Origin of the sequence: Vreelandella hamiltonii (genome assembly GCF_014651775.1) — a bacterium.
In the GTDB taxonomy this organism is placed as follows: Bacteria; Pseudomonadota; Gammaproteobacteria; order Pseudomonadales; family Halomonadaceae; genus Vreelandella; species Vreelandella hamiltonii.
On record NZ_BMXN01000008.1, the window covers coordinates 24,927 to 45,226 of the forward strand.

Annotated in this window: 18 protein-coding genes; 12 read left to right on the forward strand and 6 right to left on the reverse strand. The window is 62.6% G+C overall.

The window, feature by feature from the left end; genetic code table 11:
- Nucleotides 1-70: 70 nt before the first annotated feature.
- The gene (locus tag IE091_RS08940; RefSeq protein ID WP_189463456.1) at nt 71-1,051 is read right to left on the reverse strand and encodes a TRAP transporter substrate-binding protein; all 981 of its coding nucleotides are present in this window, start codon (nt 1,049-1,051) and stop codon (nt 71-73) included.
- 256 nt (nt 1,052-1,307) lie between these two features.
- Between IE091_RS08940 and IE091_RS08945 the strand changes: the two genes are divergently transcribed.
- Nucleotides 1,308-2,081, forward strand: coding sequence for an SDR family NAD(P)-dependent oxidoreductase (locus tag IE091_RS08945; RefSeq protein WP_189463457.1), 774 nt, complete (start codon nt 1,308-1,310; stop codon nt 2,079-2,081).
- A 16-nt stretch (nt 2,082-2,097) separates the two neighbouring features.
- Here IE091_RS08945 and IE091_RS08950 read toward each other — a convergent pair whose 3' ends face one another.
- The 4 genes from IE091_RS08950 to speB form a co-directional block, all read right to left on the reverse strand.
- Nucleotides 2,098-3,543 carry an aldehyde dehydrogenase family protein gene (locus tag IE091_RS08950; RefSeq protein ID WP_189463458.1) on the reverse strand — a complete coding sequence of 482 codons (1,446 nt, stop codon included), beginning with the start codon at nt 3,541-3,543 and terminating at the stop codon, nt 2,098-2,100.
- Nucleotides 3,544-3,552: 9 nt separating this feature from the next.
- Complete coding sequence (locus tag IE091_RS08955) at nt 3,553-5,181, reverse strand: 5-guanidino-2-oxopentanoate decarboxylase (protein ID WP_229800796.1); 1,629 nt, start codon at nt 5,179-5,181, stop codon at nt 3,553-3,555.
- Between the two features lie 10 nt (nt 5,182-5,191).
- Nucleotides 5,192-6,574, reverse strand: coding sequence for a YjiH family protein (locus tag IE091_RS08960; RefSeq protein ID WP_189463459.1), 1,383 nt, complete (start codon nt 6,572-6,574; stop codon nt 5,192-5,194).
- A 137-nt stretch (nt 6,575-6,711) separates the two neighbouring features.
- Nucleotides 6,712-7,662 carry an agmatinase gene (speB, locus tag IE091_RS08965; RefSeq protein ID WP_189463460.1) on the reverse strand — a complete coding sequence of 317 codons (951 nt, stop codon included), beginning with the start codon at nt 7,660-7,662 and terminating at the stop codon, nt 6,712-6,714.
- Between the two features lie 278 nt (nt 7,663-7,940).
- On the opposite strand from speB, the gene IE091_RS08970 reads away from it, so the two are divergent.
- The 8 genes from IE091_RS08970 (at nt 7,941) to IE091_RS09005 (ending at nt 17,043) form a co-directional block, all read left to right on the forward strand.
- Complete coding sequence (locus IE091_RS08970; RefSeq protein ID WP_189463461.1) at nt 7,941-9,359, forward strand: sigma-54 interaction domain-containing protein; 1,419 nt, start codon at nt 7,941-7,943, stop codon at nt 9,357-9,359.
- A gap of 94 nt (nt 9,360-9,453) precedes the next feature.
- A complete protein-coding gene (locus IE091_RS08975; protein ID WP_189463462.1) occupies nt 9,454-10,578 on the forward strand; it encodes an ABC transporter ATP-binding protein in 1,125 nt (374 codons plus the stop codon).
- A gap of 77 nt (nt 10,579-10,655) precedes the next feature.
- Complete coding sequence (locus tag IE091_RS08980) at nt 10,656-11,915, forward strand: ABC transporter substrate-binding protein (protein WP_422822525.1); 1,260 nt, start codon at nt 10,656-10,658, stop codon at nt 11,913-11,915.
- A gap of 68 nt (nt 11,916-11,983) precedes the next feature.
- The gene (locus tag IE091_RS08985; protein WP_096922054.1) at nt 11,984-12,868 is read left to right on the forward strand and encodes a carbohydrate ABC transporter permease; all 885 of its coding nucleotides are present in this window, start codon (nt 11,984-11,986) and stop codon (nt 12,866-12,868) included.
- Nucleotides 12,865-13,707: a carbohydrate ABC transporter permease gene (locus IE091_RS08990; protein ID WP_189463464.1), complete on the forward strand. Its 843-nt coding sequence runs from the start codon at nt 12,865-12,867 to the stop codon at nt 13,705-13,707. The genes IE091_RS08985 and IE091_RS08990 overlap by 4 nt, the downstream gene beginning before the upstream one ends.
- 62 nt (nt 13,708-13,769) lie before the next feature.
- On the forward strand, nt 13,770-15,890 hold the full coding sequence (recQ, locus tag IE091_RS08995) for a DNA helicase RecQ (RefSeq protein ID WP_189463465.1): 2,121 nt from the start codon (nt 13,770-13,772) through the stop codon (nt 15,888-15,890).
- 74 nt (nt 15,891-15,964) lie between these two features.
- A complete protein-coding gene (locus IE091_RS09000) occupies nt 15,965-16,366 on the forward strand; it encodes an MbcA/ParS/Xre antitoxin family protein (protein ID WP_096922051.1) in 402 nt (133 codons plus the stop codon).
- Complete coding sequence (locus tag IE091_RS09005; protein WP_039175172.1) at nt 16,363-17,043, forward strand: RES family NAD+ phosphorylase; 681 nt, start codon at nt 16,363-16,365, stop codon at nt 17,041-17,043. Before IE091_RS09000 ends, IE091_RS09005 begins: the two co-directional genes overlap by 4 nt.
- A gap of 13 nt (nt 17,044-17,056) precedes the next feature.
- Here IE091_RS09005 and mtnA read toward each other — a convergent pair whose 3' ends face one another.
- Entirely contained in the window at nt 17,057-18,076 is a 1,020-nt protein-coding gene (gene mtnA, locus IE091_RS09010) for an S-methyl-5-thioribose-1-phosphate isomerase (RefSeq protein ID WP_189463466.1), read from the reverse strand.
- Between the two features lie 105 nt (nt 18,077-18,181).
- Here mtnA and IE091_RS09015 point away from each other — a divergent pair, with 105 nt between their 5' ends.
- The 3 genes from IE091_RS09015 to IE091_RS09025 are packed head-to-tail and all read left to right on the forward strand — an operon-like array spanning nt 18,182 to nt 20,042.
- Nucleotides 18,182-18,772, forward strand: coding sequence for a methylthioribulose 1-phosphate dehydratase (locus IE091_RS09015; RefSeq protein WP_189463467.1), 591 nt, complete (start codon nt 18,182-18,184; stop codon nt 18,770-18,772).
- Complete coding sequence (mtnC, locus tag IE091_RS09020) at nt 18,769-19,455, forward strand: acireductone synthase (RefSeq protein ID WP_189463468.1); 687 nt, start codon at nt 18,769-18,771, stop codon at nt 19,453-19,455. The genes IE091_RS09015 and mtnC overlap by 4 nt, the downstream gene beginning before the upstream one ends.
- Nucleotides 19,456-19,493: 38 nt before the next feature.
- Entirely contained in the window at nt 19,494-20,042 is a 549-nt protein-coding gene (locus IE091_RS09025; protein ID WP_039175169.1) for a 1,2-dihydroxy-3-keto-5-methylthiopentene dioxygenase, read from the forward strand.
- Nucleotides 20,043-20,300: the final 258 nt, after the last annotated feature.

Sequence of the window (20,300 nt, forward strand, 5' to 3'; positions counted from 1 at the left end):
TCTCGCAATCCACGGCCACGGTGGTGTCGGGCACCCCCGTGGCTGAACCCAACGCGTTGGCGCTAGCGCGTCATTCGCCCTGATGCCCGAGGGCGTCCTCGCTCACGCCATCGGCCATATCGGCCATGACCCGCTCGATGGCAGGCAACGCAGCGTTTCTGAACGCCTCGATATCCGGTTCGATGATGGTCATGCCCTGCTCTTCCAGCGCGCCGAGGTAGTACTCGTCCAGCTCGCGCTCACGCTCGGAGCCATGGGCTCGCGCCACGTGAATGGCCTCTTCGATCAGCGCTTGATCGTCTTCTTCCAGGCCGTTCCACCACCGCGAACTGGCCACCCAGTTCCACGGGAACTGCACGTGGCTGGTCAGAATGATGTGGTCCTGCACTTCCCATAAGCGCCGGGTATATGGCGAAGAGAGCGAGTTTTCATGACCGTCTACCTGGCGCGTCTGCATGGCCAGGTAGATCTCCGGAGCAGGCACGTTGACCACCTGGGCACCTATCTCTTCCCATACCGCCAGCCACACGGGCAACGAAGGTAGGCGCATGCGGAAACCGCGCAGGTCTTCAGGGGTTTCGATGGCCTTGTTGGCGGTCATGTGGCGCGGCCCACGATGCTGGGTGCCAAAGTACTTGAGCCCGCCCTGGCTTTCGGCCTGCGCGATCAACGCCTGCCCAGAGGGGCTCTCCATGTACGCATCCACCTCTTCCCAGGTGGCAAACACGAATGGCACGGTAATGGCGTCGTACTCAGGCGCATACTGCTGGCGCCAGTTCCCGCCGGTAATGGAAAGCTGGGTCTGCCCGAGGTTGAGCAATTCCAGAATGGCATCCTCGCCTCCCAGCGAGCCCGCCAGGAAAGGGCGAACGTTGAAGCGGCCCGGCGCCTGCTCTTCCAGGTACTCTGCAAAGCGCTCCACGGCGGCGCTTTCGGAACCGCCTTCGCTCATGGTGTTGTTGACTTGGATTTCGATCGGGTTAGCCAGAACGAACGGTACTGTCGTCAGCATGCCCAGGGTCGCCAGCGTGGCAAGCAGTTGTTTCCGCATGGGAAGGCTCTCTACGGTTGTCGTTATTGGGTGTGGTACTGCTTCGATCTTGAAACAAGCCGCCAAACGGCTCAAATCGGCGTTCGAGAAGGCAGGCTTCGTCAATGACGATGGCTGCAATGTCCCTCATAGCGGCACTTTTTCCAGGGCGCTGCGAAAGGCTGCGACTAAAGATGGATACTCAAGGGCTCGGGTTCGTTACCCAATGGCGCTACCCCGAGAGGTTCCATAACAATTCAATGTGGGAGTATTCTCCATGCACGAAACCGAGCAGGTCGTGTTCATCACCGGTGCGACGTCCGGCATCGGGCTGGCATGCGCGCATCTTTTTGCCGACGCGGGCTGGGCACTGGTATTGACCGGGCGGCGCCAGGACCGCCTGGCGCAGCTGCAGGCCACCTTCGAACGGCGCGTGCCTACCCATACGGCGGCTTTGGACGTCAGCGACGCCGAGGCGGTGGCCGAAGTTGTGGCGGCCTTGCCTGAGCGCTTTCAGCGCGTGCAAACGCTGATCAACAATGCCGGGCTGGCGCTGGGCAAGGACCCGGCGCCGCAAGCATCGCTGGAAGACTGGCATCGCATGATCGATACCAATATCAAGGGGCTGGTCAACGTCACCAAGCACCTGCTGCCGCTGCTGAGCGCTTCCACCCCAGGGGCCACGATCATCAACCTGGGCTCCATTGCCGCCAATACGCCCTACCCAGGCGGCCATGTATACGGTGCCACCAAGGCCTTCGTGGAGCAGTTCAGCTATAACCTGCGCTGTGACGTGGGCCCGCTGGGCATTCGCGTCACGGACCTGGCCCCCGGCATGACGGCCAGCGAGTTCACCCTGGTGCGCATGAAGGGCGACCAGAGCGTCGCAGACCGCTACTACGAAGGCGCCCAGCCGCTCCAGCCAGAAGACGTGGCCGCGCAGGCGCTGCACGTGGCCTCCCTGCCTGCCCACGTCAACATCACCCGCCTGGAAGTCATGCCCGTGTGTCAGCAGTGGTCAGCGCCGACCATTTTGCGCCACCAGACGTAAGCGTTGGCCTGGCGACTTACGCCGGGCCAACCACATGCTTCACTTCCAGGTAGGCACTCAACCCCCAAGGGCCCAGCTCGCGCCCGATTCCACTGCGCTTGAAGCCACCCCAGGCGGTTTCGGGCAGCACGAGCTGCTCGCTGTTGTACCAGATACTGCCCGCTTTCAGCTGGCGGCCAATCCGCTTGGCGCGTTCTGGATCACCGCTGATCACCGTGGCGGCGAGGCCAAAGTCACTGTCATTGGCAAGCCGAATGGCTTCGGCCTCGCTTGCCACGCTGCGACCGCAAAGCACGGGGCCGAAGATCTCTTCTTTCCACAGACGGCTCTCTACCGGCACATCGCGGTAAAGCGTGGGTGCCAGAAAATAGCCTTGGGTGGGTAGCGTGCGATGCCGCCCATCGCGCACTACCGTCAGCCCTTCCTGCTCGGCAATATCGAGATAGCGCTGTACGGCATCGCGCTGCCTGGCGCTGGTCAACGGCCCCAGGTCGGTGCCTTCAGCGAGCGGGTCTCCCAGCGTCAGCGCGTCCATACGCTCGGCAAGCGCCGCGTAGAGCGCCTCGGCAACGTCTTCGTGCACCAGCAGTCGCGAGGTGGCAGAGCAAATCTGCCCGGCGTTGAAGTAGATACCCGCCATCACCCAGTCAGCGGCCTGGGCGGGGTCGGCATCGTCCATCACCAGGATGGGGGATTTGCCGCCCAGCTCCAGCGATACGCTCGCAGTGCGCGCGCTGGCGGCCTGCATAACGGCCTCGCCAACGCGGTTACTGCCGGTAAAGGAGATTTTATCCACACCTGCATGGTGAGTGAGCGGCGCGCCAATGCCTTCACCGTCGCCATTGAGCAGATTCAGCACGCCTGCGGGAAGGCCAATGTCCAGCGCGATCTCCGCCAGCACCCGCTCGGGCAGCGGGGTGACTTCCGAGGGTTTGAACACCACCGTACAGCCTGCGGCCAGCGCGGGCGCCAGCTTCCAGGCGCTGGTCACCAGCGGGAAGTTCCAGGGCGCAATCAGCCCCACGACGCCGACAGGGTCATGATAGGTGCGGGCTTCTACGCCTTCCATTTCGAGACTGACGCGCTCTCCTTGGCGCGCATCCAGCGCTTTGGCTTGGGCGGCGTAATAGCGGTAACAGGCAATCGCATCGTCCAGATCGATCCCTGCCTCGGCCAGCGGTTTGCCGTTGTTGGTCGCCGACAGCTGCATCAAGACCTCACGACGTGCCTGTAGCGCCTCGGCCAACCTGGTCAGATACTCGGCCCGTGCCGCCCCACCCAACGCCTGCCACTCGGGCTGTGCCTGCCGGGCAGCGGCCACCGCCGCATCGACGTCTGCCGCATCGCCACCGGTCACTCGCGCGATCCGCTCTTCGCGGTAAGGGTTCATCACATCGAGCAGGCGAGTGCCCGCCGAGGCGACCCATTGATTATTGATGAACTGCTGGTCGAGAGTCTGCATGGGAACGTCCTAGTCGGGAAGTGAGCACGCCCGCTGCCAGGCAGCGGCGTCGATTTCAATCAGTAGCGGGCCGCTGGGCACGCGCTGAGCAAGCGCTCTGGAAAGCTCGTCGGGGCTCTCTACCAGCATGCCGGGGCAGCCGAAGCCTTCGGCCAAGGTGAGAAAATTGGGCGCTTGAATATCGACCCCCAGGCGGGCCACGTCGTTGGCATCCATGTAGCGGCGAATCTCTTCATAACCGGCGTTGTGCCATAGCACGATGACCACTGGCAGGCGGGCTTCCACCGCAGTGGCAAGCTCCGAAAGCGTAAACATCACCCCGCCGTCTCCCACCAGCGCGACGACGGGGAGATCAGGCCGGGCTAGCTGTGCTCCTAGTGCCGCAGGCAGCCCATAGCCCAGGGTGCCGTAGCCGGTAGAGGCGTTGAAGTAGCGCCTGGGCGCAGGCTGGCTAACCAGATGGTTACCGGCATACACCGGCGCGGTGGAATCACCGACCAGGATGGCCTCAGGCAGGTGGTCGGCCAGCGCGGCATAAAGCGGTACGAAATCGCGAAACGCAGGATCATTGGCCAAATCCAATGCGTTTAGCGCAGCGGCCGTTCGCTCGGCGCCCTGACGTTTCAGCGGCGCTGAAAAGTGCTCAAGCAGAAGCTCTAAACTGCGCCCGGCATCACCCACCAAACCCAGCGTGGTGCGCTGATTGCGCACCAATTGCTCGGGGTCCAGGTCGATTCGAATCAGCGTGCCGTTGAGGTGAAAACCGTCGTCGAAAACGACGTCATAGTCGGTTTCGCCCAGCTCGGTGCCTATGGCCAGAATCACATCGGCACTGGCAGCCAGCCCCCTGACGGCAGGCAGCGCGGCATTGGCCCCCAGGTCCAGCGGGTGATCACGGCCCAGCAGCCCCTTGGCGTTGATGGTCGTCACCGTGGGCGCATCCAGTTGCTCAACCAGCGCTCGCGCGGCTTCTGGCGTTGACACACAGCCACCCCCCAGCAGCACCAGGGGCTGCTTCGCCGCCTGGAGCAAGCGAGCCGCTTCGGCCACGCCTTCCGGGTCGGGGGCCGCTCGGTATAGCGTTGGCGCTTGCCAACTGGTCGGCACGGGTACGGGTGCATTGAACAGATCGATGGGGATTTCGATATGCACCGGGCCTGGGCGAGCACCGTTGAACACGGCAAAGGCACGGGCAAGTACCTCCGGCAGCGTGCTGGCATCCAGCAGGGTGTGGCTGAACCGCGCCACGCCGCTGATCATCTGCTGTTGGCTGGGCAGTTCGTGCAGCCGCCCTTGGCCCAGGCCCAGCGTATCGCGACGATTGACGCTGGAGATCACCAGCATGGGGATGGAGTCCGCCAGGGCTTGGCCCATGGCAGTGGCCATATTGGTCATCCCCGGCCCGGTGATGATCAGGCAAACACCGGGCTGGCCACTGGCGCGGGCATAACCATCGGCCATGAACCCCGCGCCCTGCTCATGGCGCGGGGTGATGTGCGCCACCTCGCTACCCTCCAGGCCACGGTACAGCTCCACGGTATGCACGCCGGGAATGCCAAACAGCGCTCGCACGCCGTAGGTATCGCGCAGCAGGTGGATCAACAGGTCGGCGCAGGACATCGTCTTCGACTCGTTCATGCATCGCCCCTTAGAAGAAAAACGTGTGGGCCATGAAGGCAATGATCGGCAGCGTAATGGCCGTACGCAGCAGGAACACCACGGCCAGTTCCCAGAACTTGATGGGAATCTTCGACTTGAGCAGCAGCGCACCGATCTCGGACATATAGACCAACTGGGTCATGGAAAGGCAGGCAATCACGAAGCGGGTCAGCTCGCTTTCGATGTTGGTAGCCAGCACCGCAGGCAGGAACATGTCCGCGAAGCCTACCAGCGTGGCAGGTGCAGCCGCCTGGGCTTCAGGAATACGCAGCAGCTCCAGCACCGGCACCATGGGGTACGAGAGCCAGGTAAACAGCGGCGTGAACTCGGCCAGAATCAGCGCCACGGTGCCAATCGCGAATACCAGCGGCAACAGCGTCAGGAAGATGTCGATGACGTTGAGCAGCGCCAGCCGGGCCAGCGCTTTTGGCCCGGGTGCGCCCGCCGCACGGCAGGTGGCCTGCAGCAGGCTGTAACGCAGCAATCCCACGTTGTCAGTGCGCTCTTCGCTCAGCTGGCAGCCCACCGGCTCGTGGTAGTCATCGGATTTACGCGACAGCGGCGGGATACGCGACACGATCACCGCCGCGATCAACCCGGATACGACGACGGTAAAGTAGAACGGTATGAACAGGTGATTGAGATTGACGAAATTGACCACCAGCAGACTGAACGCAATCGACGCTACCGAAAAGTTGGTGGCAATGACCGAGGCTTCACGGCCGTTGTAAAAGCCCTGTTCGTACTGCTGCGAGGTGATCAGCACGCCCACCGTGCCCGAACCCATCCAGGAAGCGGTAGCATCGATGGCACTGCGACCCGGCAAGTTGAAGATGACGCGAAACGGCTTACGCACCATGGTGCCAATGAACTCCATGAAACCAAACTCGACCAGAAACGGCAGCAGCAGCGCAGCGAAAAAGAAGAACGTCAGCAGCACCGGTGCCAGGTCGTTCAGCATCACGCCGCCGGTAAAGGACGCCGTCACGAACTCAGGGCCGACCTGAAAAAAGGTCATGATGACGAAGACGGCCCCCAGAACGCGCATGGCAATCCATACGGGGCCCACATCGAACATCTCCTTGAAGTGGCCTTGCCGTGCCCAGGCAGGCTTTGCCAGCTTGACGTACAGTGTCACCATCACGGAAACGCACAGCACGCCTAGCGCAATGGAAGGCAGCGCCCCACCCAGCAGGGTCTGCAGGCCATCGGCCATCAGCCCCATGCCGATATTGACGGTCTCACCAAACTGAAAAGGGATCAGAAACAGCAGCACGCCGATCAGCGAAGGAATCAGAAACTTCAGCAGATGCGCGCGGGGTATCGACGTGGACGAAGCGGATGCTTCCGGCGTCGCTTTAGAGTGTGACATACGGTTCACCTATTGGATGTGATTATTGGAGGTGGGCTGGCGGCGTCCTGAAGGGGAGCACCACTCCCCTTCCTGTGTATTGTCATCCGCGCCTTGTCAGGTCGGCGCTTGGTGCAGGGCACTTTTGCAGGCAGCGCTTACGGGCGGCGTTGCGCTGCGGGCAGTACGCAGAGCATTTCATACAGCAGCGTGGCGCCCATCAGCGCCGTGTTGCCGCTGGGGTCGTACGGCGGCGACACCTCGACCAGATCCCCGCCCACGATGTTCAAGCCAGCGGCACCGCGCACGATTTCCAGCCCTTGGGCAGAGGTCAGCCCGCCCATTTCCACCGTGCCGGTACCGGGGGCGACCGAAGGGTCCAGACCATCGATGTCGAAACTGATGTACACCGGGGTATCGCCCATTTGCTCACGCACTTCAGCCATCAGTGGGGCCAGCGAGCGGTACCAGCACTCTTCGGCGGGCACTACGCGGAAACCCTGCTCGCGGCACCAGTCGAAATCTTCCGGGGCATAGCCGGTTCCACGCAGGCCGATTTGCACGACCTTGTCACGGGCCAGCAGCCCTTCCTCCTGGGCACGGCGGAACGGCGTGCCATGGGCAATGGGCTCACCGAACATGTGCTCGTTCACATCCGCATGGGCATCGATATGAATCAAGCCCACCGGGCCGTGCTTTTTGGCCATGGCGCGTAGAATCGGCAGCGTCAGCGTGTGCTCGCCCCCCAGCGTCAGAGGAATGCAGTCGTGCTTCAGCACGTCGTCGTAGAAGGCGGTGATGATGTCGACGCTTTTCGGCAGGTGAAAGGTGTTGATGGGCACGTCACCGATATCGGCGACCTGAAGCCGCTCGAAGGGAGCCGCCCCCGTGGCCATGTTGTAGGGGCGCAACATGCACGACTCATCGCGAATCTGGCGTGGCCCCAGGCGGGTACCCGGGCGATTGGAGGTGCCGATATCCATGGGAATGCCGATGAACGCCGCGTCCAACCCTGCTGCGCTCTGTTGCGTGGGCAGGCGCATCATGGTGGCAGGGCCTGCAAAGCGCGGCATGGTGTTGCCGCCCAGCGGCTGATTGAATTCCGACATCGTTCTCTCCTTGGATTTATTGTGGCCAGCCTGACGGGCCTGGCGCTTCAGCGATTTATCCAGCTCATGCATCGTTGATGCACAGATCAATACACAGACCACTGCACAGACCATGCCAAGTCACCTGCGCTGATAAATAGGGAGGTTTACCGCCCCATTGATGCAAAAATGAATCGCAACGCTAATGAAACGATGCAAAAATGAATCAATGAGTCATATTTGCATTACCCTGTTCATCCAACGATACAAAAGCGGCTGCGGTAGATAAGGAGGAACGCATGAGTGAAATCGACAGGCGCGTACTGCAAACCATCGTGGAAACCGCCAATGACCACTTCTTTATCGTCAGCGGCGACGGTCAGATTATGGATATCAGTCCCGGTGCCGAGGCGGTATACGGCGTATCACGGGAGGAGCTGCTTTCCAGCAGCGTTCAACAGCTCCAGGCCGCCGGTATTCTGAAACCGTCCATCACCATGGAAGTCATCCGCACTCGCCAGCCCGCTCAGCTAATGCAAATCACCGGCACGGGCCGCCGCGTCATTGCCGAAGCCTACCCCGTGTTCGTCAACGGCAAGCTGGAGCGCATTGTCAGCCGCTCACGGGATTTGACCGACCTTCAGCTGCTGCAGGACGAATACGCCTTGCTGCAAAAACGTTTTAGTGAACACTTGAAACGCAGCCAGGCCGCCCCCGATGCCGAAGAGCAAGCGCTGGATGACGCGCTGGACCACCTTCAGGTCAGAAGCCATGTGATGCGGGAAATCGCCCTGTTGCTCAAGCGCGTGGCACCATCGGATGCCAACGTGCTGATGCTGGGGGAGTCCGGCGTGGGCAAGACGGCCTTTGCCAAGCAGCTCCACCGCTGGAGCGAGCGCCATCATGGCCCGTTCATCGAGGTCAACTGCGCGGCGATCCCGGAAAACCTGTTCGAGTCGGAGATGTTCGGCTACCAGCCCGGCGCCTTCAGCGGTGCCGCGCGGCAAGGCAAGGCCGGACTGCTGGAGCAGGCCGAAGGGGGTACGCTCTTTCTGGATGAAATTGGCGAGCTGCCGCTGCTGATGCAGACCAAACTGCTGAAAGTGATTCAGGATGGCAGCCTGACCCGGTTGGGCGACACGCGGGCTCGTCGCGTCAACTTCCGGCTGGTCGTGGCGACCAATCAGGACTTGGCCAAACGCGTCGAAACCGGCCTGTTCAGGCTGGACCTCTACTATCGTCTGAACGTCATCCCCATCACGCTGCCCCCGCTACGCGAGCGCCGCGAAGACATTCCCGTGCTGGTGGAAGCCTGCCTGACCCGGCTGAACCACCGCTATGGCCGCCAAAAAATCATCAGTAACCCGGCCTGGTCGACGCTGATGGGCAGCGACTGGCCCGGCAACGTGCGGGAGCTGGAAAACTGGCTGGAAAGAGCCTGGCTCTCAAGCCCCGGCGACCAGATCGAAGCGCCCGCGGCACCTTCGGCCTCTGAGCCACCCGACACACCGCTGCCCACTGCGTGGCTGACGTCCCCAGCAGCGTCTCTGCAACAGGACGAAAGCCTGAAGGAGTACCTGGCGCGCATCGAGCGCGAGACCTTGAGCCAACTGTGCAGCACTCTGCCCAGCACGTATGCCATCGCCAAACGTTTGGGCATCAGCCAATCCAGCGTCGTGCGCCGCCTGCAGCGTTACGGCATCAAGATCACCCCGTGACCGCCTCACGACATCAACCTGACATCCAGGCGTCATACAAACGCAACACCTTGCTCTCACTCTAGATCGTCGCCACGCATGACGGATGAGAGCCATGAACCAATCGCGCATTCGCCTGGCAGGCGTCTCCAAGCACTGGGGCGCGACCACGGCAGTCAACGACATTTCCTTCGATATTCAGCCCGGGCAGTTCGTCATTCTGCTGGGGCCGTCAGGCTGTGGAAAATCCACCACCCTGCGCATGCTGGCAGGGCTGGACGACGCCAGCAGTGGCCGCATCCATATCGGCGAACGGGACGTGACCCACCTGCCGCCCGGCGACCGTGGTCTGAGCATGGTGTTTCAGTCCTATGCGCTATTTCCGCACTTGAGCGTGGCCGACAATATCGTCTTTGGCCTGCGCAGCCGCAAGGTAGCGAAGGCAGAACGGCAGCAGCGCCTGGCCCAGGTGGCCGAGCTGGTGGACCTGACGGATTACCTGCACCGCAAACCGGCACAGCTTTCCGGCGGCCAGCGCCAGCGGGTAGCGTTGGCGCGCGCCATCATTTCCGAACACCCCATCTGTTTGATGGACGAGCCGCTGTCCAACCTGGATGCGCGGCTGCGCAGCGATATGCGCAGGGAGATCAAAGCCCTGCAATCACGACTCGATATGACGGTGGTTTACGTCACTCACGACCAGGTAGAGGCCATGAGCATGGGAGACCGTGTGATCTTGATGCAACAAGGACATATCGTGCAGGACGGCACACCCGACGAGCTTTATAACCAGCCCGCCAGCGCCTTCGCGGCCAGCTTCATCGGCAGCCCGGCCATGAACCTGCTGCCGCTGGTGGCCGGGGAACAGGGAGCGGTGATCGAAGGTGAACCCACCACCCCCGTTGCCCCGTTGCCCGCGGCAGGCGGCCTGTTGGGCATTCGCCCCGAGGATATCGAACTGCGCGGGGCCTCGGCGGCTGGCCTGCCCGGCCAGGTGGAAAGCGAAGAGTATCTGGGCGCCGACACCATTGCCCATGTGAGCGTCGGGCAGCACACCCTGCGTGTGCGGCTGGGCGGCAAACACAGCCTGACGGGCCAGCCCTGTCGGCTTTTCTGGTCGGCAGACAAGGCTCACCTGTTCGCCCCCTCCGGCGCACGCCGGGACGACCTGTCGGCGCTGGAACTCACGCCGTATCGCACCATTCCGCGCCCGCCGACGGTGGGCTCTTTTCAGCACTGAGTTTGCTCACCACCCCACAACCCTTGCGACATCACCCACTCTTCGAGGAGTCAGCCATGCGAGTTTCTCATCCCTTGATGTCCGGCGCCCTGCTTGCCAGCGCACTGGGCGCCGCTCAGGTTCAGGCGGATACCATCGATTTGACGATGTACTACCCGGTGTCGGTGGGGGGCGCACTGACCGACGTGATCGATGGCCTGGTGGCTGAATTCGAAAGCGAATATCCGGACATCAACGTAGAAGCCATCTACGCGGGCAACTACGACGACACCCGAGTACGCGCCATGTCCGCCATGGAAGCCGGGGATGCGCCTCAGCTCTCGGTGCTGTTCTCCATCGACCTGTACGAGCTGATCGAGCAGAACGCCATCGTGGCCTTTGATGACCTCATTGACACCGAGGAAGAGCGCGCGTGGCTGGATGGCTTCTACCCCGGCCTGATGGAGAACGGTCAGTTGGATGGCAAGACCTACGGCATTCCCTTCCAGCGCTCCACCATCGTGCTGTTCTGGAACAAGGACGCCTTTGCAGCCGCTGGCCTGGACCCGGAAACGCCGCCGGAAAACTGGGAAGAGATGGCCGAGATGGCCGCCGCCGTGCGCGAAGCCTCGAATGGTGAACAGTGGGGCGTGATGGTACCGTCCACCGGCTACCCCTACTGGATGTTCCAGGCCTTTGCCTTCCAGAACGGCCATCGTCTGATGAACGACGATGGCACCGAGGTCTATTTTGACGACCCGGCCGCCATCGAAGCCCTCGAATACTGGGTGTCGCTGGCCACCGAGCATGACGCCATGCCCAGTGGCACCATCGAGTGGGGTACCCTGCGCCAGAACTTCCTCGAGCAGTCCACCGCCATGATGTGGCACACCACGGGTAACCTGACCGCGGTACGCAACGAGGCCAATTTCGAGTTTGGCGTCGCCATGCTGCCCATGAAGACCCAGCGCGGCAGCCCCACCGGTGGCGGCAACTTCTACATCTTCGAAGATGCCAGTGAAGAGGAGCAGCGCGCAGCGATGACCTTCATCCGCTGGATGACCGCCCCCGAGCGTGCCGCCGCCTGGTCCATCGAAACCGGCTACATGGGCGTCAGCCCCGCCGCCTATGACACCGAGGCATTGCAGCATTACGTGGAAGAATTCGCCCCTGCCGCCGTGGCCCGGGACCAGCTCGAACACGGCACTGCCGAACTCTCTACCTACCAGGGTGGCCGCGTGCGCCGAGCCCTGGATAACGCCGTGCAAGCCGCACTGACAGGGCAAATGAGCCCTGCCGACGCGCTGAGCCAGGCCCAGCGTGAGGCCGATGCGGCGCTGCGCCGCTATGCCCGGTAAGCGCCGATAGGCGGACCTTTCCATGCTCGCCGGGGTTCGCCCCGGCTTTTTCTCATCACGGCGGCTCCATGAACCTGAACGCCCATCGAACGATGCAGCTTTACGGCGCCCTGCTGCTTCTGCCAGCGGCGCTGCTGCTCACTGCGTTTGCCTACTTGCCCACGGTCACCACCGTGATCAACAGCCTTTTTTTGCCCGGCTTTCGCGGCGAGCCCGCCGCCTTCGTCGGGCTCGACAACTATCGCGTGCTGATGGACGACCCGACGTTCTGGAAAGTCGCCCGCAACAACCTGCTGTACGCGCTGGGCACGGTTCCCACTTCCATGGCGCTGGCACTGGGCATGGCGCTGCTGGTCAATGCCCGCCTACCTGGGCGCGGGCTGGTTCGCATGGCCTATTTCACGCCCACCATTCTGCCCATGATCGCCGCCGCCAATATCTGGATGTTTTTCTACGCCCCGCAGATAGGGCTATTCAACAAGCTGCTCGGCGCCCTGGGGTTTGCCGGGGTGAACTGGCTGGGCGACCCCGGCGTGGCGCTGGGGTCGGTCATCGTCATGTCGGTGTGGAAAGAAGCAGGCTTTTTCATGATCTTCTACCTGGCCGCGCTACAGGCCATCCCCCCGGAGCTCAAGGAAGCCGCTGACCTGGAAGGCACGAGCCGCTGGAGCTTCTTTTGGCGAGTGACGTTTCCCCTGCTGATGCCCACCACGCTGTTCGTGCTGATCAACGCGCTGATCAATGCGGTGCGGGTGGTCGACCACCTGTTCATTCTGACCAAGGGCGGGCCCAATAACGCCACCAACCTGCTGCTTTATTACGTCTACGAGAACGCCTTTTCGTTCTTCGACCGCACCATGGCGGCCACCATCACCGTGGTCATTCTGCTGGTGTTGGCGGTGGTGGCCACACTGAAGTTCACGATTCTGGACCGCAGGACGCACTACCAATGAGCACCTCCTCTTTTACGGTGACGCCACGGCGCACCCTGGCGCTGCCCCGCCTGGAAACCCTGGCGGCCTGGCTGCTGGCCGTGATCTGGATCTTTCCGCTGCTTTACGCGGTGTGGGCCGCGATTCACCCGCCCGCCTACATGGTACGTTTCGACCTGCTGGCGCCTTTGACGCTGGACAACTTCACGAACGCCTGGGTCCAGGCCCCCTTTGCGCGTTACTACCTGAACACCTTCGCGCTGGTGACCGGCGTGGTACTGGCCCAGTTCGTGGTCTGCACGCTGGCCGCCTTTGCCTTTGCCCGCTTTCCGATCCCCGGCAAGAACCTGCTGTTCATGCTGGTACTGATTCAGCTGTTCGTGTTTCCCGAAGTGCTGATCGTCGAAAACTACCGTATCGCCAGCGAGCTGGGGCTGATCAATACCATCACCGGCATTGGCCTGCCCTACGTGGCCAGCGCCTTCGGCATTTTCCTGCTGCGTCAGACCTTCAAGACCATCCCCCGAGAGCTGGAGGACGCCGCTCGTATCGAGGGCTGTGGCTGGCTGGAAATCCTGTGGAAGGTCTACGTGCCGCTGGCCAAGCCCACCTATCTGGCCTACGGGCTGGTGTCGATCAGCCACCACTGGAACAACTTCCTGTGGCCGCTGGTAGTGACCAACTCCGTGGAGAGCCGCCCGTTGACGGTGGGATTGGGCGTGTTCTCCGCGCCAGAAACCGGCGTCAATTGGGCCACCGTCAGCGCTGCCACGCTGCTGAGTATTGCGCCGCTGCTGGTGGCTTTTCTGCTGTTCCAGCGCCAGTTCGTGCAGTCGTTTTTACGTGCGGGGATTCGCTAACCCAACTCACTCGGGTTTTCGTGCGACAATTCTCCTTCACGCACACGACAAGGAGAGCAGCGATGCACGGCGACCCGGCAGCCCTCAAGGTACTGCAAGAAGTCTTTGGCTTTGAGCGCTTTCGTGGCCCCCAGCAGGCCATCATCGAGCACGTGACGGGCGGCGGAGACGCGCTGGTGCTGATGCCCACCGGCGGCGGCAAATCGCTGTGCTATCAGATCCCGGCGCTGCTGCGCGCCGGCACCGCCATCGTGGTCTCACCGCTCATCGCGCTGATGCAGGACCAGGTGGCCGCGCTAATCCAGAACGGGGTGCGCGCCGCCTACCTCAACTCCAGCCTCGAGATGCATGAGGCGATGGAGGTGGAGAACCGCCTGCGCGCAGGCGAGCTGGACCTGCTCTACATCGCACCCGAGCGGCTGGCCACGGCGCGCATGCAGATGCTGCTCGAGCAGACACGCATCGCGCTGTTCGCCATAGACGAGGCCCACTGCGTTTCCCAGTGGGGGCACGATTTCCGCCCCGAGTATCGCCAGCTCTCCCACCTGCATCAGCGCTTTCCCGACGTGCCGCGCATCGCGCTCACCGCCACCGCCGACGTGCCTACCCGGCACGACATCATGGAGCATCTTCAGCTTCAGGAAGCCGCGCTCTACAACAACGGTTTCGACCGCCCCAATATTCGCTACCACATCGCTGAAAATCAGGGCAATGCCAAAGAGCAGCTGCTGAGTTTCATCCGCGAACACCACGACGGCGAAGCGGGCATCGTCTACTGCCTCTCTCGGCGCAAGGTGGAAGAAACCGCCGCCTGGCTGGCGCGCCAGGGGCTCACCGCGCTGCCCTACCATGCAGGGCTGCCCGCCGAGCAACGCCAGCAGCATCAAACCCGTTTTCTGCGCGAAGATGGCGTGGTGATCGTCGCCACCATTGCCTTCGGCATGGGCATCGACAAACCCGACGTGCGTTTCGTGGCGCACCTCAATCTGCCCAAAAGCATCGAAGCCTACTACCAGGAGACCGGCCGCGCCGGACGCGACGGGCTGCCCGCCGATGCCTGGATGGCCTATGGGCTTCAGGATGTGATCACCCTGCGCCAGATGCAGCAGGACTCCAGTGCCGCCGACCAGCAAAAGCGCATCGAGCAACAGAAGCTCGATGCCATGCTGGGGCTCTGCGAGATCATCAGCTGCCGTCGTCAGGCGCTGCTCCACTACTTTGGCGATTCGCTAGATGAACCCTGCGGCAACTGCGACAACTGCCTCACCCCGCCTGACACCTGGGAGGCCACCGTGGCCGCGCAGAAGGCGCTGTCGTGTGTCTACCGCACCGAACAGCGCTTTGGCGTCACTTATCTGGTGGATGTGCTGCTCGGCAAGCGCAACGAGCGTATCAGCCGCTTTGGCCACGACAGCCTGAGCACCTTCGGCATCGGCCAGGAGCTCACCGCCAGCGAGTGGAAAGCGCTGTTTCGTCAGCTGATCGCCAGCGGCTATCTGAGCGTGGACATGGAGGGCCATGGCGCGATCAAGCTCACCGCCAACGCCAGGCCCATACTGCGCGGTGAGCAAAGTCTCACCCTGCGCAAACCCAGCAAGCCTGCGCGGCGCGGAGCCAAAGGGTCATCCGCCGCCAAGGGCCACGGCGTACTGTGGGAAGCGCTGCGCCAGCATCGCAAAGCGCTTGCCGATGCCCAGGGCGTACCCGCCTACGTGATCTTCAACGACGCCACCCTGGCCGAGCTGGTAGCGCAAAAACCGCAAACGCTGCAGGCGCTGGGCGCCATCTCGGGCATCGGCGCACGCAAGCTGGCCGATTACGGCGAAGGATTTCTGGCAGTGGTACTGGCGCACCCCAATGAGCCCGAAGCGCCCACCGACATCGGCAATAGCGCCATGGAATCCGCCACGCTGCTGCGCCAGGGGCTAACCCCCGCACAAGTCGCCGAGCAGCGCGGGCTGGCCGCCAACACGGTCTACCGCCATTTGAGCGATGCCATTCAAGGCGGCGAACTGACCCTGGAAGAGGTGGTCAACCTGGACCCGGCGACCCTGGCGCAGATTCACGCCGCCTTCGAGAAGTTTCCAGGCCAGGGGCTGAAAGTGGTGTTCGAGGCGCTGGAGGGGCGTGTGGATTATCCGATACTGCATTGCGTGCGGGCTTCCATGGCTGCCCGACGCTAGCAGCCACCAGTTGAGCGTTTTTTTTATAAAACCGCTCAATTGGTGTACTCTCTATACAAGAGAGGAGACGCGATATGGCCATTCAGCACAACACCGCTACCAAGCGCCGCGACATGGGAGCTGCTGCCATGCGCACGTATCCCAACATATCCCGCCGCTGGGGCCTGAAAGAGAGCGAAGCCGCCTTGTTACTCGGCGTGCCCGACTCGACTTACCGACGCTGGAAGCAAGCCCCCGAGCAAGCCCGCCTGGATGCCAACCATCTTGAGCGAATGTCGTTGATTCTGGGCATCTACAAGGCGCTGCATATCCTGCTCCCCAACCAGGAGGCCGCCGATAGCTGGCTAAAACGAGCCAACAGCAATCCCCTGTTTGCTGGCCACACGCCCATGGAGCGCCTGTTGAGTGGTCACGTTTCCGACCTCTATGTCGTTCGCCAGCACCTGGATGCCGCACGTGGAGGGGGCCATGTATGAACTTCCCGCTCAGCAACGTCACATGGCGGCCAAGCTATCGCGTCATCCCTTCACGTTTCCCACCGATCGACCTGTTCGAAGGCGTCAACAGCCACACGGACGACTGGGATTTGCTCAACGAACTGGAAGGCGAGACCTCTGCCAGGCTTCGTGAAGAGGCGGGCGCGATTCATCTGGTGCGCGACGGCGACCGCCGTTATGGGCCAGGCTGGTCTCCCGTCATGGCGGCGTTTTGCCACTTCTCTGCCTCCGGTTCACGGTTCAGCGATGGCACCTTTGGTGCCTACTACTGCGCACTTACCGAAGCCACCGCCATTGCGGAAACCCTGTACCACGCAGAGCGCTTCATGGGAGAGTCCAACGAGCCGCCCATGATGCTGCAGCAGCGCGTCTATCTCTCCGATGTGATGGGCCAACTGATTGACTTGCGGGGCCACCGCGACGCAGCGCCCCTGCTCGCCCCAGATAGCTGGTCTGCCGGGCAAGCTCTGGGTAGAAACGCCTGGGATCAACAGGCAGATGGCATCGTGTACCCCAGCGTTCGCGACCCCAGCGGCCAGTGCGCGGCCGTGCTAAGGCCCCCGGTACTCTCCGCCACTCGGCAAGGCCGTCATCTCGGGTACGATTGGGACGGTCAGCGAATTCGCCATGTGTACGAGCTGACGCTGCTGGAATGAGGCTGCCGGAACGTTAACACCATCCTCGCAGATGCTCGCCCTGGGCGATGGCGGCGGCGTCGAACACGCCGGTATCCAGAATCCAGGCGGTGACCAGTGAGGCCGGGGTCACATCAAACGCCGGGTTCCACACCGGTGCATCGCTGGGCGCCCACACCACCTCGCCAAACGCGCCGGCGGCACCGCGCACCTCCGCGCCATCGCGCTGCTCAATGGGAATCGCCGCGCCGGTCGCGCAGGCGGGGTCGACCGTGGTGTAAGGGGCCACCACGTAGAACGGTACCTGATGGTAGTGTGCCGCCACCGCCAGCATGTAAGTGCCCACTTTGTTGGCAAAGTCGCCGTTGGCGCAGATGCGATCCGCCCCCACCATCACTTTATCCACCTTGCCCGCCGCCATCAGGCTGGCCGCCATGCTGTCGGTGATCAGCTGGTAGGGAATGCCTAAATCGGCCATTTCCCACGCGGTCAAGCGGCCGCCCTGGAGCAGCGGGCGGGTCTCATCCACATAGACCTGCAGCGCCACGCCGCGCTGTTTGGCGATGGCCAGCGCGCCAATCGCGGTGCCTACGCCCGCCGTGGCCAGCGCGCCGGTGTTGCAGTGGGTCAGCACCCGGTCGCCGGAGGCCAACAGGTCAGCGCCCCGTTCGGCCATGCGCTGGCACAGCGCGCGGTCCTCTTCGAACAGCGCTTTGGCACGCTCGGCCAGGGCGTCCGCGCCTTGGGCAAAGCAAGCTTCCATGGCGTCCAGGCAGTACATCAGGTTCACCGCCGTGGGGCGCGTCGCACGTAAGCGATCACTCACCCACTGCCACTCACTTTGCGGATGGCGAGCCGCATACTGGGCCAGTACGAACGCCGCGCTCAAGCCAATCAACGGCGCCCCGCGAATGGCAAGATGCTTGACGGCGTGCTGCCACGCCTCGGGAGAGTCGCAGCGCACCCACTCTTCGGCCTGGGGGAGCCGGGTCTGGTCCAGGTATTCGAGGGCGTCGGCATGCACTCGTAAACTGCGTGACTGTAACGTAACCATGAAGGGCTCCTTGAGGTCTTGAACCGGTGAACTCGGCGCGCGGCTTATCAGGCGCGAAGCTTATCATATAGAATGATGCCCATTGGATGAGACGATGCAGGCCTTATGACTACCTTACACACCGAACTGCTGGACGCCATTGCCTGGGCAGCGCAGCAAGGCTGGACCCCCGCCACCGGCGGCAATTTTTCCGCGCGCACCGAGGCTGGTTACTGGGTCACGGCGTCCGGGCGGGATAAAACCCGCATCCAGGCCGATGACCTGCTGCTCTGCGACCTGGAAGGCCGCGTGCTGGAAGGTAGCGGCAAACCCAGCGCCGAAAGCGACCTGCACGCCGCGCTGTACCGCTTAGACCCGAACATTCACTGCGTGCTGCACACCCACACTGTCGCCAGCACCGTACTGTCGCGACGCTTTCCCGATGGCATCGAACTGAGCGGTTTCGAGATGCAAAAGGCGTTGGCGGGTAACGCGACGCATGATGCAACGGTTCGCCTGCCGGTGGTGCCCAACTCCCAGGACATGGAGGAGCTGGCCAGGCACGTTCGCCAGGGCTGGCCGATGCCTTGGGGCTTTCTCGTGGCGGGACACGGCATCTACGCCGTGGGCGACAGCATTTCCAGCTGCCGCCGCCACCTGGAAGCCATCGAATTCTTACTTGCCTGTGTACTGGAAGAGAGCCGGTGGTCCCAATGAGTCAATCAACCGTTCGCGCTATCGTGACCGATATCGAAGGCACCACCACCGATATCAATTTCGTTCATAAAGTGCTGTTTCCCTACGCCTACGCCAAGCTGCCTGATTTTCTGCGCCAGAACGCAGCCACGCCTGCCGTGACCGAGCAAATCGACGCCGTGCGCAGCGACATGCAGGCCCCTGAGGCCACGCTGGAAGCGGTGATTGCGACACTGCTGCACTGGATCGATACCGACCAGAAAGTGACGCCGCTGAAAGCCCTGCAGGGCATGGTATGGGCCGACGGCTACCAGCGTGGCGACTTCACCGGCCACTTATACGCCGATGTGGCTCCGGCGCTACGCCAGTGGCAGGCCGCAGGTGTGGCGCTGTATGTGTACTCGTCCGGCTCGGTGCAGGCGCAGAAGCTGCTGTTTGGCTACAGTGACGAGGGAGATTTGACCCCGCTGTTCAGCGGCTACTTCGACACCCATGTTGGCCATAAGCGCGAGGCCGCCTCTTATCAGCGTATCCTCGACACCCTTGACCTGCCGCCCGCATCGGTGCTGTTCTTGTCAGATGTCGTCGAAGAGCTGGATGCCGCTGAACAGGCGGGCATGCAAACCCGGCAGCTGGTACGCGAAGGCACCCAGCCGGGAACACACCACGCCTGCGTCGCACGCTTCGACGAGCTTGCCGTCTAGCGGCAACGGTTGACCATTGCTTATTTCAGGAGTCATTAATGTCACAACTGAAAGTCTTTGCCGATCAAAACCCTAACGATGCGCTTCTGGATACCACGGACGGCGCGCAAATCGCCGCCGAACTGAACCGCGTGGGCGTTCTGTTCGAACGCTGGGCAGCGCCGGGCGAGATTGCCGACGATGCCACCCAGGAAGAGATCCTGGCGCTCTATCAGGAAGATATCGACCGGGTCAAAGCCAAGGGTGGCTACCAGACCGTCGACGTGCTGCACATGGTGCCCACTCATCCGGACAAAGAAGCGATGCGCCAGAAGTTCTTGAACGAGCATCGCCACCACGAAGACGAAGTACGCTTCTTCGTCAAAGGCCAGGGGCTGTTCTGCCTGCACATCGACGACAAGGTCTACCAGGTGCTCTGCACCCGCAACGACCTGATCAGCGTGCCCGCCAACACTCCGCACTGGTTCGACATGGGCCCCGAGCCGGAATTCACCGCGCTGCGCTTCTTCGACAACGTGGAAGGCTGGGTCCCCCACTGGACCGAAAGCGACATCGCCGGAAAATTCGATCGTTTAGATCAGCTTTGAGCGATGAAGGGTGAAGGGTAAGCCGTAGCGCGGCGTAAGCGGAGCGCACCCGCGAAGCACCGCACAGCGGTGCCGAAGTCGCCACCGAGCGTTGATCATTCACTCTGGCCCCATCCCGGCGGCTACCGCCGCCCCCGCGGGTGCCTCATTTGCTCGTGCCGAGCAAGATTCGTTACGCCGCGCTACAAGGCTTCTCAAAACTCAAGCAGAGCACCCGTAGCGCGGCGTAAGCGGAGCGCACCCGCGAAGCACCGCACA

Bases quoted from the DNA above. Each gene is read 5' to 3' on its own strand.
- IE091_RS08985 (WP_096922054.1), top strand. From the start codon at position 11,984: ATGAACCTGAACGCCCATCGAACGATGCAGCTTTACGGCGCCCTGCTG.
- mtnC (WP_189463468.1), top strand. From the start codon at position 18,769: ATGAGTCAATCAACCGTTCGCGCTATCGTGACCGATATCGAAGGCACC.
- IE091_RS08945 (WP_189463457.1), top strand. From the start codon at position 1,308: ATGCACGAAACCGAGCAGGTCGTGTTCATCACCGGTGCGACGTCCGGC.
- IE091_RS08960 (WP_189463459.1), bottom strand. From the start codon at position 6,574: ATGTCACACTCTAAAGCGACGCCGGAAGCATCCGCTTCGTCCACGTCG.
- speB (WP_189463460.1), bottom strand. From the start codon at position 7,662: ATGTCGGAATTCAATCAGCCGCTGGGCGGCAACACCATGCCGCGCTTT.
- IE091_RS08950 (WP_189463458.1), bottom strand. From the start codon at position 3,543: ATGCAGACTCTCGACCAGCAGTTCATCAATAATCAATGGGTCGCCTCG.
- recQ (WP_189463465.1), top strand. From the start codon at position 13,770: ATGCACGGCGACCCGGCAGCCCTCAAGGTACTGCAAGAAGTCTTTGGC.
- IE091_RS09000 (WP_096922051.1), top strand. From the start codon at position 15,965: ATGGCCATTCAGCACAACACCGCTACCAAGCGCCGCGACATGGGAGCT.
- IE091_RS08980 (WP_422822525.1), top strand. From the start codon at position 10,656: ATGTCCGGCGCCCTGCTTGCCAGCGCACTGGGCGCCGCTCAGGTTCAG.
- IE091_RS08990 (WP_189463464.1), top strand. From the start codon at position 12,865: ATGAGCACCTCCTCTTTTACGGTGACGCCACGGCGCACCCTGGCGCTG.
- IE091_RS09025 (WP_039175169.1), top strand. From the start codon at position 19,494: ATGTCACAACTGAAAGTCTTTGCCGATCAAAACCCTAACGATGCGCTT.
- IE091_RS09015 (WP_189463467.1), top strand. From the start codon at position 18,182: ATGACTACCTTACACACCGAACTGCTGGACGCCATTGCCTGGGCAGCG.
- IE091_RS08970 (WP_189463461.1), top strand. From the start codon at position 7,941: ATGAGTGAAATCGACAGGCGCGTACTGCAAACCATCGTGGAAACCGCC.
- IE091_RS08975 (WP_189463462.1), top strand. From the start codon at position 9,454: ATGAACCAATCGCGCATTCGCCTGGCAGGCGTCTCCAAGCACTGGGGC.
- IE091_RS08955 (WP_229800796.1), bottom strand. From the start codon at position 5,181: ATGAACGAGTCGAAGACGATGTCCTGCGCCGACCTGTTGATCCACCTG.
- IE091_RS08940 (WP_189463456.1), bottom strand. From the start codon at position 1,051: ATGCGGAAACAACTGCTTGCCACGCTGGCGACCCTGGGCATGCTGACG.
- IE091_RS09005 (WP_039175172.1), top strand. From the start codon at position 16,363: ATGAACTTCCCGCTCAGCAACGTCACATGGCGGCCAAGCTATCGCGTC.
- mtnA (WP_189463466.1), bottom strand. From the start codon at position 18,076: ATGGTTACGTTACAGTCACGCAGTTTACGAGTGCATGCCGACGCCCTC.